Annotated in this window: 8 protein-coding genes; 6 read left to right on the top strand and 2 right to left on the bottom strand. The window is 66.8% G+C overall.

Annotated features, from left to right (window positions below; genetic code table 11):
* Positions 1–19 precede the first annotated feature (19 nt).
* Positions 20–406: a PaaI family thioesterase gene (locus tag RIF23_RS03330; RefSeq protein ID WP_310911242.1), complete on the bottom strand. Its 387-nt coding sequence runs from the start codon at positions 404–406 to the stop codon at positions 20–22.
* Positions 407–555: 149 nt separating this feature from the next.
* Between RIF23_RS03330 and polA the strand changes: the two genes are divergently transcribed.
* The 4 genes from polA (at position 556) to coaE (ending at position 6,470) form a co-directional block, all read left to right on the top strand.
* On the top strand, positions 556–3,348 hold the full coding sequence (gene polA, locus RIF23_RS03325) for a DNA polymerase I (RefSeq protein WP_310910810.1): 2,793 nt from the start codon (positions 556–558) through the stop codon (positions 3,346–3,348).
* Between the two features lie 374 nt (positions 3,349–3,722).
* Positions 3,723–5,255, top strand: coding sequence for a 30S ribosomal protein S1 (rpsA, locus tag RIF23_RS03320; protein ID WP_310911241.1), 1,533 nt, complete (start codon positions 3,723–3,725; stop codon positions 5,253–5,255).
* Between the two features lie 93 nt (positions 5,256–5,348).
* Positions 5,349–5,870: a GNAT family N-acetyltransferase gene (locus tag RIF23_RS03315; RefSeq protein WP_310910809.1), complete on the top strand. Its 522-nt coding sequence runs from the start codon at positions 5,349–5,351 to the stop codon at positions 5,868–5,870.
* A gap of 9 nt (positions 5,871–5,879) precedes the next feature.
* Positions 5,880–6,470 carry a dephospho-CoA kinase gene (gene coaE, locus RIF23_RS03310; protein WP_310910808.1) on the top strand — a complete coding sequence of 197 codons (591 nt, stop codon included), beginning with the start codon at positions 5,880–5,882 and terminating at the stop codon, positions 6,468–6,470.
* A gap of 171 nt (positions 6,471–6,641) precedes the next feature.
* Here coaE and RIF23_RS03305 read toward each other — a convergent pair whose 3' ends face one another.
* Positions 6,642–7,808, bottom strand: a complete 1,167-nt coding sequence (locus RIF23_RS03305) for a hypothetical protein (RefSeq protein ID WP_310910807.1) — start codon at positions 7,806–7,808, stop codon at positions 6,642–6,644.
* Between the two features lie 199 nt (positions 7,809–8,007).
* Here RIF23_RS03305 and uvrB point away from each other — a divergent pair, with 199 nt between their 5' ends.
* Both uvrB and RIF23_RS03295 read left to right on the top strand, forming a co-directional pair.
* The gene (gene uvrB / locus RIF23_RS03300; RefSeq protein ID WP_310910806.1) at positions 8,008–10,113 is read left to right on the top strand and encodes an excinuclease ABC subunit UvrB; all 2,106 of its coding nucleotides are present in this window, start codon (positions 8,008–8,010) and stop codon (positions 10,111–10,113) included.
* Between the two features lie 191 nt (positions 10,114–10,304).
* Complete coding sequence (locus RIF23_RS03295; protein ID WP_310910805.1) at positions 10,305–11,300, top strand: GNAT family N-acetyltransferase; 996 nt, start codon at positions 10,305–10,307, stop codon at positions 11,298–11,300.
* Positions 11,301–11,308: the final 8 nt, after the last annotated feature.

Raw genomic sequence — 11,308 nt, 5'->3', positions numbered from 1 at the left:
TCTCGGGCTGCGGTCACCCTCAGCCGGCGTCCCGGAGCATGCAGGTGAGGCGCGAGGTACAGACCCGTCGCCCCGCCTCGTCGGTGATCTCGATGTCCCAACTCGCCAGGGTGCCTCCGAGGTGGACCGGTGTGGCCACGCCGGTGATGTGTCCGGAGGTCGCACTGCGGTGGTGGGTCGCGTTGATCTCGATGCCGACGGCGATGCGGTCGCTGCCGGCGTGCAGTGCCGACCCGATCGAGCCGAGTGTCTCGGCGAGTACGCAGGAGGCGCCGCCGTGGAGTAGCCCGTAGGGTTGGGTGTTGCCGGCGACGGGCATGTGCCCGACCACGCGCTTGGCCGATGCCTCGACCAGCTCCACCCCCATCCGGCTGGCGAGGTCACCGCCAGGAGCGTCGCTACCCATGATCTCGCCCAACCGCTCATCCCGTTCTGCCACTGGTGCCTGCCCTTCCAGCCCGCGTCCCGCGCACGCTCCAGGTTTCGTGGCACGCGTCCGCGCGTCGTCGCTGCGTTGGTGCGAAAAAGTCCGGGCAGCATCCTAGGATGCCGGTTGTGGTGACGACACGAGAGACCTCCGGTGAGCACGCGTCCGGCCCGGCTGTCGGCACGGGAACGCAGGAAACGCAGGAAACACAGGAAAGGCAGCGCCTGCTGCTTCTGGACGGCCACTCCATGGCGTTCCGGGCCTTCTACGCATTGCCGGTCGAGAATTTCCAGTCCAGCACCGGCCAGGCCACCAACGCGGTGTACGGGTTCACCTCGATGCTGGTGAAGCTACTCCGGGACGAGGAACCGACGCACATCGCGGTGGCCTGGGATCTGTCCGGACCGACGTTTCGCGACGAGGTATATCCCGACTACAAGGCTGGGCGCAGCGAGACCCCGGCGGAGTTCCCCGGCCAGGTGGAGCTGGTTCAGGAGCTACTCGGACTTCTGGGGGTGCCCGGGGTCAGCGCCCAAGGCTTCGAGGCCGACGACGTGATCGCCACCCTAGCGGTTCAGGGGCTGGCAGCGGGGATGGACGTCCGGATCGCCTCCGGGGACCGGGACGCCTTCCAGCTCGTCACGCACGACTGCACTGTGCTCTACCCCGGCAAGAGTCTGTCTGAGCTAACCAGAATCACCCCGGAACGGGTGCGCGAACGCTACGGGGTGTCACCCACGCAGTACCGTGGCCTGGCGGCGCTGGTGGGGGAGAAGGCCGACAACCTCCCCGGTGTTCCCGGGGTGGGCCCCAAGACGGCGGCGAAGTGGTTGGAGCGGTACGGATCGCTGGAGGCGCTGGTCGAACATGCGGGGGAGGTGTCGGGGAAGGCCGGCCAGAACCTACGCCAACACCTCGACGACGTTCTGCGTAACCATCAGCTGAACCGGCTGGCGACCGATGTCCCTCTCGACGTCGAGCCCGCGCAGCTCCAGCCCGCCCCCATGGACCGTTCCGGGGTGGACGCGTTGTTTGACCAGCTGGAGTTCGCCTCGACCCTGAGGGAGCGGCTGTTCACGGTCGTCGGCTCGGGCGAGCCGGATGGGGACCAGGACGGGGCGCGGGACCACAACGCGGCGGCGGTGGACGTGCACACGTGCGGCCTGGGAGAACTTGCCGCCTGGCTGGAACACAACGCCACGGGGGGCATGCGTGCCGGGGTGGCCGCCGACGGAACGTGGGGCCACGGCGGCGGCCGGATCAGCGCCCTCGCGATCGCGGTTCCTGGCGCGTGTGTGTATGTCGATCCCACGGGGCTGGATGCGGCGGACGAATCGGCTCTGGCTCGGTGGTTCACGGATCCGCAGTGCCCCAAGGCCATGCACGACGCCAAGGGGCCGATCCTGGCCCTGTTCGCCCACGGGTGGGACCTGGAGGGACTCACCAGCGACACCGCGTTGGCTGCCTATCTCATCCAGCCGGGACAACGCAGGCTGGACCTGGCTGATCTGTGTCAGCGTCATCTCGGGTGGGAGTTGGACGAAGGCACGGCCGCGGGGGAGCAGCTCACCCTGGATGTGGGGAGTGACGACGGGGGGGACCAGGCCGCGCGGCAACGAGAGGGGCTGGGGCTGCGGGCGGAAGCCGTGCGCCGTCTCGCCGAACAGTTGGACGTGGGGTTGCGGGAGCGGGGCGCAGACGAACTGCTCCGGACGGTGGAGCTGCCCCTGGTTCGGGTTCTGGCGGCCATGGAGTTTGCTGGGATTGCCGCGGACCGGGACTATCTGGACGAGCTGGACGCCGAATTCGCCGCGTCGGTGCGGCAGGCCGTCACGGAGGCACACCGTGTGGTGGGGCGTGAGTTCAATCTGGGATCGCCCAAGCAGCTGCAACAGGTGCTGTTCGAGGAACTTGGTCTTCCCAAGACGAAGCGCATCAAGACCGGATACACCACCGACGCCGACGCGTTGCACTGGTTGACCACCCAGACGGACAACGAGCTCCCGGTGATCTTGCTGCGTCACCGTGATCAGACGAAGCTGCGGACCACGGTGGATGGGCTGATCAAGACGATCGCGGACGACGGTCGAATCCACACCACCTACAACCAGGCGGTGGCGGCGACCGGGCGTCTCAGCTCGGCAGATCCCAATCTTCAGAACATCCCGGTGCGCAGCGACGCCGGACGGCGGATCCGTCGGGCGTTCGTGGTTGGCCGGGGGTATGACCATCTGCTCACGGCGGACTATAGCCAGATCGAGTTGCGGATCATGGCGCACCTGTCCCAGGACCCCGCCCTGATCGAGGCGTTCCAGACCGGATACGACTTCCATGCCGAGATCGCTGCGCGGGTGTTCGGGATCGATGTGGCCGAGGTGGACGATGGGGCCCGCGCTCGGATCAAGGCCATGAACTACGGGTTGGCCTACGGGCTGAGTGAGTATGGGCTGTCCCAGCAGCTGGGGGTGTCGCCGCGCGAGGCCCGCGGTCTGATGGAAGACTTCTTCGCCCAGTTCGGGCGGGTACGTGACTATCTGCGCCAGGTGGTCGAGCAGGCACGCCGGGACGGCTACACCGAGACGATGTTGGGACGCCGGCGCTACCTGCCCGAACTGGCCAGTGACAACCGTCAGCGGCGGGAGATGGCCGAGCGTATGGCCTTGAACGCCCCGATCCAGGGGTCCGCTGCCGACATCATCAAGGTGGCGATGTTGGAGGTGGATGCCGCCCTACGGGAGGGCGGCTATGCCTCCCGCATGCTGTTGCAGGTCCATGATGAGTTGGTGTGCGAGGTGACCAGTGGTGAGCTGTCCGCGGTTCGGGAGCTGGTGACCTCACGCATGGCGGGTGCCCACCCGTTGTCGGTGCCACTGGACGTGTCGGTGGGGGTGGGCCCGAACTGGCGGGATGCCGCGCATTGAGGTTGACGCCCGTTGCGATGTGCCGCTGGGGGCACGTCCGTCGGTGCGAGCTGGGGCCGGGTCGACTCGACCGTCGCTTCCGTGCGGGATATCCTGTCTAGGTTGGTTCTGCGTATCGGGCGGTCGCTGGCCTCCAATTGACCGGAGCGCGCCCGTCTCATAAGCTGACCGAAGCGTTGTGGGTTCGCATGTGCGCCCCGTTCCGGTGGAGGACACTCCAGCGTGACGAGAGTTGCCGGCCGGGCACCCAACCGCGGTACAGAACTTCAGCGATGATGCTGCTGTCCGGGGACGGGTCTCCACTCGCCGATGCGGATCCGCTGCGTGCACAAATTTCCTATCTGTCCATGTCCGTACCCGGAGTCCACCCACACATGACGAGCAGCACCGAGGCCACCTCGACACCGAAGGTAGCGATCGACGACATCGGGTCCGAGGAAGCCTTCCTCGCAGCGATCGACGAGACCATCAAGTACTTCAACGACGGTGACATCGTCGAAGGCACCATCGTGAAGGTCGATCGAGACGAGGTCTTGCTCGACATCGGATACAAGACCGAGGGCGTCATACCGTCCCGGGAACTCTCGATCAAGCACGACGTGGATCCGAGCGAGGTTGTCGCGGTCGGAGATCCCGTCGAGGCCCTGGTCCTGCAAAAGGAGGACAAGGAAGGCCGTCTGATCCTGTCCAAGAAGCGCGCCCAGTACGAGCGCGCCTGGGGCACGATCGAGAAGATCAAGGAAGAGGACGGAGTCGTTACCGGCACCGTGATCGAGGTTGTCAAGGGCGGCCTCATCCTGGATATCGGGCTGCGTGGCTTCCTGCCGGCCTCGCTGGTCGAGATGCGCCGCGTGCGGGATCTCCAGCCCTATGTCGGGCGTGAGCTCGAAGCCAAGATCATAGAGCTGGACAAGAACCGCAATAACGTGGTGCTGTCCCGGCGCGCCTGGCTGGAGCAGACCCAGTCCGAGGTCCGGCAGACCTTCCTCAACACCTTGCAGAAGGGCCAGATTCGCAAGGGTGTCGTGTCCTCCATCGTCAACTTCGGTGCTTTTGTGGACCTGGGCGGTGTCGACGGCCTGGTGCACGTCTCCGAACTGTCCTGGAAGCACATCGACCACCCGAGCGAAGTCGTTGAGGTGGGCCAGGAGGTCACCGTCGAGGTTCTCGACGTCGACATGGACCGCGAGCGGGTCTCGCTGTCCCTCAAGGCGACGCAGGAAGACCCCTGGCAGCAGTTCGCCCGCACGCACCAGATCGGCCAGGTGGTTCCCGGAAAGGTCACCAAGCTGGTGCCGTTCGGTGCCTTCGTCCGGGTCGAGGAAGGGATCGAGGGCCTGGTCCACATCTCCGAGTTGGCCGAACGCCATGTGGAGATCCCGGAGCAGGTGGTGCAGGTCGGTACCGAGATCTTCGTCAAGATCATCGACATCGATCTGGACCGGCGCCGCATCAGTCTCTCGCTGAAGCAGGCCAACGAGAGCATTGTCGTGGGGCAGGTCGAGTTCGACCCGACGCTGTACGGCATGGTCGCCGAGTACGACGAGCAGGGCAACTACAAGTACCCGGAGGGCTTCGACCCCGACAGTGGGGAGTGGCTCGAGGGCTACGAGACCCAGCGGGACGAGTGGGAGCGCCAGTACGCTCTGGCTCAGGAGCGCTTCGAGGCACACCGCAAGCAGGTTGAGGAGGCGCGCGCGGCCGAGGCCGCCGCAGAGGCCACCGCCAGCGAGGAGGAGGCGGTGCCCGAAGAGGCGGCGGCCGAGCCCGCCCCCGCTCCTAGCTCCAACCAGAACAACGGCGCTGCGCAGGCGCCGGCGGCACAGCAGCCGGCATCCGGAGGCGCCCTCGCCTCGGACGAGGCCCTGGCCGCACTGCGGGAGAAGCTCGCCGGCGGCGACGGCTGATCTCGATCCGTTCGTGCGATATGGGGACCGCCCTCAGGGGCGGTCCCTTCGTTATGGTCGAGGTGTTCGCGCTGTCGGTGGGAGGTTCCGGGTATGTGCGATCCCCGGTCTGCGATCCGTCCGGCCCAGGTCACGGATGCTGGTGAGGTATGGGCACTTCAGCGAGGCGCCTACGTGGACGAGGCGCAGAACTACGGTGACCCCTATATCGCGCCGTTGACGGAGGGTGTCGATCAGGTGCGCGAGCACCTCGCCGCGGGACACCCGCTCCTGGCGGCATGCCTGGATCGGCGCATTGTGGGCATGATCCGGGGGCGCAGTACCGGGACCACCTTCCTGGTGAACAGGTTGGCCGTTGCCCCCGACCAACGCCGACGGGGTGTGGGACGGGCTCTACTCGGCGAGTTGGAAGCCACCGTTGCCGCGTACGTCCCCGAGGTCACCACAGTGGCGTTGTTCGTGCCGGATGCCACAGTGGGCGCGCTGCGGTTGGGACACCAGTTGGGCTATGCGGAGACGAGCCGGGAACGCATCAGCGAACACCTGACCATGGTGCAGCTGCGCAAGGACCTCGTTCCCGGAGTCGCCGCTGTCGTGAGCGAGGCTCGACGCTAGGATGCGCCCATGGTACGGGTTGGACTGACCGGAGGGATCGGCTCCGGAAAGAGTGAGGTGGCGCGGCTGCTCGCAGAGCGGGGAGCGGTGGTGATCGACGCGGATGCTCTGGCGCGGGAGGTCGTGGCCCCCGGAACTGAGGGTCTGGCCGAGGTGGTGGCCGAGTTCGGGCCCGAGGTTCTGGATCCCCACGGAGCCATCGACCGGCCCAAGCTCGGCCGGATCGTGTTCGCTGACGAGGCGAAGCTCGAGGCACTGAACGCGATCGTGCATCCCCGCGTCGCACGACGCACCGAGGAACTGGCCGCTGGTGTGGGGCCGGACTCTGTTCTGGTCGAAGACATTCCGTTGCTGGTGGAGAACGGATTGGAGCAGCGCTACGACGTGGTCGTGGTCGTGGACGTTCCCGAAGAGATCCAGGTGCAACGGGTTATGCGGGACCGGGGCGAGGACGAGCACCATGCCTGGGAACGAGTTCGGGCCCAGGCCAGCCGGGAGCAGCGGTGCTCCGTCGCGGACTACGTGGTGGACAATTCCGGCACACGCGCCGATCTGGCCGCGGAGGTGTCCCGGTTGTGGGGCAAGCTCACCGCCCGGTGAGCAGCCCTCGGTGCGGTGGTTATTCGGATCGGAGTGTTATGTACCCGTGTTCGGGGTGGGGAGCGGTATTGGGGGGCGGTGCTGGGGGAGAACGGCGTCCGGCTGTGTGGGTGCATCCGCGCAGCGAGCGTCGTCCCGAGGGCATGTCCCAAAAGGTGCCCACCACAGGGCTTAGGGTACGACGGAGGTGGACTGGCGGGGCGCGTTCGGTGGTGGTGGGACTTGGGCCAGCCAGTCTCCGGCCACGATCACCTCGCGGATCCGGGCGTCGCGCGTCTCGCGCGTGGCTTTGACCTCGGCCCGGGCCTCCTCGAGCGATGCCAGCCCGTGGGCCTCGTGCGTGGCCGAGGCCAGAAGGTCGACGAAATCGTCGGCTGCCGCGGCGATGTCCAGGCACTGTTCCCATTCCCGGTGGGCGACAACAGCGGACTCGACCTGATGCCCGTAGTCCCGTACGCGATTGACCCGGGCCTGGATAGCGCTGTGCGCACGGTACAGCGCCTCTTCCTGGAAGCGGAGCGCGGCCACCACACGGTCCGTAGCCGCCTGGGCGTACCGCTCATCGAGGTCCGTGCGCAGTTGGCGGTGCCGGCGGAGGTCCAGCGCGATCTGCCATTCCTGGTCTCGTAACAGTGCCAGGCTCTGCTGCGCGTTGAAACTGTCCCCCAACACGGCACGTCCTTCCAGGACCCGATCGATCGCCAGTTGTACCTCGGCCAGCAACTCGGCCTCGGATGCGGGACGGTCACCCCGCAGCATCCACCGCGCCTCACTGGTGCGGGTGCCGAACTCGTCGACGCTCAGATAGTGGTCCCGGTACTGGGCAGCCACCAGCGTGGGCATGTCCGGTCGAGCGAGAGCGACCGTGGCAATGCCCCCGCTCAGGGCTAGGACGCCGGCGACGGCGACCTGTTCGGGAGTTGCCGGTACGGCTGTGACCAGCTCCAGCCCACGGCTGGCTGTTTCCAGAATCCAGGCCGTCATGGCGACCCCGCTGCCGATGATCCACACCGACCACCATGGGGTCACGAACCAGGACTCCCAGGGCTCGTCGAAGAAATTCTGGCCCACGTAGTGTGTGAATGCTCCGGTCAGCATGAGGACCAACAGAATCACCAACACGGTTGCGGCCGTAGAGGATGCCAGTGCAAGCATGGTCACCAGTCCGGTCGCCGCGAGTGCCCCACCGGAGCCCAGCGCTTGGGTGCTGGTGGACCTTGGCCAGCGCCCGACCGGATCTTCCTCCCGGTACAGCAGCTCCGGGTGCCTGCGCAGGCGCCGGGCGACGTCGTCGGGAAGGGTGGGGTCGATGACTGGCCGTAGTTCGTCTCGCCGCATTCCGACCTCCGGGAGAACTCCGTCTGGTGATCCACACTCCGGGCCCGTTGGGGTTTCCGGGGCTATAGCGTCCGGTGTGACCGGTGTTGTGTTGTCGCGTCCGGGTCTCTCTTCGGAATCTAAGCCGCGCAGCGAGTGTTGTCACTAGGGCGCTATAGCGTGGACCCGACAACGGTGGATTCGCGGGGAGTGTGGGTACGTGCGGCCGGTGACAGAGATTCGACGCAAGGACACGCCGTTCGAGGTCGTCTCCGAGATGACTCCGGCCGGTGATCAGCCCGGCGCCATCGCCGAACTCAAGCGTCGCATCGAGGACGGAGCCCCGGACACGGTCCTCCTCGGTGCCACGGGGACGGGGAAGACGGCGACCGTCGCCTGGCTGGTGGAACAGGTCCAGCGGCCAACCCTGGTGATGCAACCCAACAAGACTCTCGCGGCCCAGTTCGCGAGCGAGCTGCGGGAGATGCTTCCGGGGAACGCGGTCGAATACTTCGTCTCCTACTACGACTACTACCAGCCCGAAGCCTATGTTCCGCAGAGTGACACCTACATCGAGAAAGACTCCTCCATCAACGATGAGGTGGAGCGACTACGGCACTCTGCGACCAACTCTCTGCTCACCCGGCGGGACACGGTGGTGGTGTCCTCGGTTTCGTGTATCTATGGCCTCGGCACCCCCCAGGAGTACGTGGACCGGATGGCCGCGCTGCGGGTCGGGGACCAGATCGAGCGGGACGAGCTGTTGCGCCGCCTCGTGGAGATGCAGTACACGCGGAACGACACCGCGTTCACCCGCGGCACCTTTCGCGTGCGCGGCGACACGGTGGAAATCATCCCCGTCTACGAGGAGCTTGCGGTCCGCATCGAGATGTTCGGGGACGAGATCGAGCGGCTACAAACGCTCCACCCCCTCACCGGTGAGGTTCTGGGCAGCGGCGAGGAGTACTACATCTTCCCGGCCTCGCACTATGTGGCTGGTCCGGAGCGGCTGGAGCGTGCGGTGACCGACATCGAGGCCGAGCTCGCCGAACGTTTGCGTGAGCTCGAGGCCCAGGGGCGGCAGCTGGAAGCCCAGCGTCTGCGCATGCGCACCACCTATGACATTGAGATGATGCGTCAGGTCGGATCCTGTAGCGGTATCGAGAACTACTCCCGCCACTTCGACGGTCGGGACGCCGGAAGTCCACCCAACACGCTGTTGGACTATTTCCCCGAAGACTTCCTTCTCGTGCTGGACGAGTCGCACGTCACAGTGCCCCAGATTGGCGGGATGTACGAGGGAGACGCCGCTCGGAAGCGTACCTTGGTCGAACACGGTTTCCGGTTGCCGTCGGCCCTGGACAACCGTCCCCTGCGGTGGGAGGAGTTCCTGGAACGGACCGGCCAAACGGTCTATCTGTCGGCCACCCCCGGTTCCTACGAGCTGCGTCAGACGGGGGGAGACGTCGTCGAGCAGGTGATTCGGCCCACGGGGCTGGTCGATCCGGAGGTGGTGGTCAAACCGACCGAGGGGCAGATCGACGACCTGATGCACGAGATCCGTACGCGGGCCCAACGTCAGGAGCGCGTCCTGGTCACCACCCTGACGAAGAAGATGGCCGAGGATCTCACCGACTACTTCACCGAAGCCGGGGTTCGGGTCCGATACCTGCACAGTGAGGTGGACACACTGCGACGTGTGGAGCTGCTTCGGGAGCTGCGCACCGGAGAGTTCGACGTGCTGGTGGGGATCAACCTGTTGCGGGAGGGGCTGGACCTGCCCGAGGTGTCGCTCGTGGCGATCCTCGACGCGGACAAGGCGGGCTTCCTCCGTTCGGAGACCTCCCTCATCCAGACGGTCGGGCGTGCCGCCCGAAACGTGGCCGGCCAGGTACACATGTACGCCGATGAGATCACCACCGCGATGCGGGGTGCCATTGACGAGACGAATCGGCGCCGCGCCAAGCAGATCGCGTACAACGAGCAGCACGGGATCGATCCCCAGCCGCTGCGCAAACAGATCGGGGACATACTGGACTCGCTGGCCCGGGAGGATGTCGACACCCAGGAACTGCTCAGTTCCGGATACCGGGGCTCGGGACAGGGACGCACTCCGGTTCCGGGCCTGGGCAAGGACAGCGCGCAACGGTCCGCCGACGTGGCAAAGCTGCCCCGAGCGGAGCTGGCCGAGCTGATTGAGCAGCTCACCGAGCAGATGCACCAGGCAGCCACGGATCTCCAGTTCGAGGTGGCTGCTCGACTGCGGGACGAGGTCAAGGAGCTCAAGCGGGAGCTGCGGGGAATGGAGTCAGCGGGAGTGCCGTGAATCGAGGCGTCCGGATCCTGGGCCGGGGGTGGGTTTTCGGGTCCGGAATGGGATCTGTGATCCGCCCTCGGGCGAGTGTGGCGAGGCGATACCATCGCGGTGGTGCGGAACTCACACGGGCGCAAGTACTTCCGGGCGGCCGCCTGCGTCCGCCGACAGCGTGTGTGGGGTCAGGCGTTGGGGAGGGAAAGATGAGCGGGTTCGTCGCGCGGGTCCGGCATGAGGAGCCGGCCGGAGGTGGTGCGGAGTTCGCGGCCCTGCTGGACTCGGTGACCCGGCGCTGGAAGGACGTTGATCCGTTGCTTCCCACGCCCTATCACCCGGGGATGAGCCCGCAACCGATGCTCACCGTCAGCGACGCCATGGATCGGCCGGTGGCGACCGGAAGCATGCGCTACGCCTGGTACCAGCCAGGGGAGATCGGACGTACCTGGGGGGTTCCGGACCAACACTGGCTCACGCCCCTGGTGGGCGGGCCGGACCCGGAGGGCGCTCTGGACGAGCTGTTGACCACATGGCGGGATCAGCTCGAGGAAGCGCCCACGGGGACGGGGGCGGAATCGGCGGCCCTGCTGACCTGGCCGGCTCGGGACGTCTCCGGGGTGCGGCCGTTGCTTCGTCACGGCATGCAGCCCTACACGGTGTTGGCGGCCCGACGCCAGGGCCGGGGTGTGCCCCCGGCCCTGCCACCACGGGATGTCACGATCCGGCTGGCCGGGACCGACGACCTGGCGGCCACGGTTGGCCTGGTCATGGAGGAACACCGGTACGAGGAGCATTTCGGTGGCGTGTTCATCCAACCGGAGACCGCCCAGCAGGCCCGGAACGTGTTGGGGCGGGCCCTCCAGGCCGAGCCATCCTGGATCTGGTTGGCCGAGCGGCGCGGCCGCCCGGTGGGTATGGTCTGGGCCTCGCCACCGCACCGGGCCCGATGGGTTACTCCGCTGGTCGCTGCGACCCCCGCTGCCTACATCGGTTACGCATTCGTCACCGAGGAGACCCGGGGGCAGGGGGTGGGAACGGCACTGGTCAATCACGTCCACCACGCCCTGGACACCCACGGCGTCGCGGTGACCTTGCTGAACTACGCCGTTACGAATCCACTGTCGGGACCATTCTGGAGTCGCATGGGTTACCGCCCCCTGTGGACGACCTGGGAGGTGCGCCCCGCCCTGGCACTGCGTTGACGGTTCGT

This window comes from Lipingzhangella rawalii, from assembly GCF_031628175.1.
GTDB lineage: Bacteria > Actinomycetota > Actinomycetes > Streptosporangiales > Streptosporangiaceae > Lipingzhangella_A > Lipingzhangella_A rawalii.
Note: the sequence above shows the minus strand (reverse complement) of the source record. Positions and strands in the feature narration are given on the sequence as shown.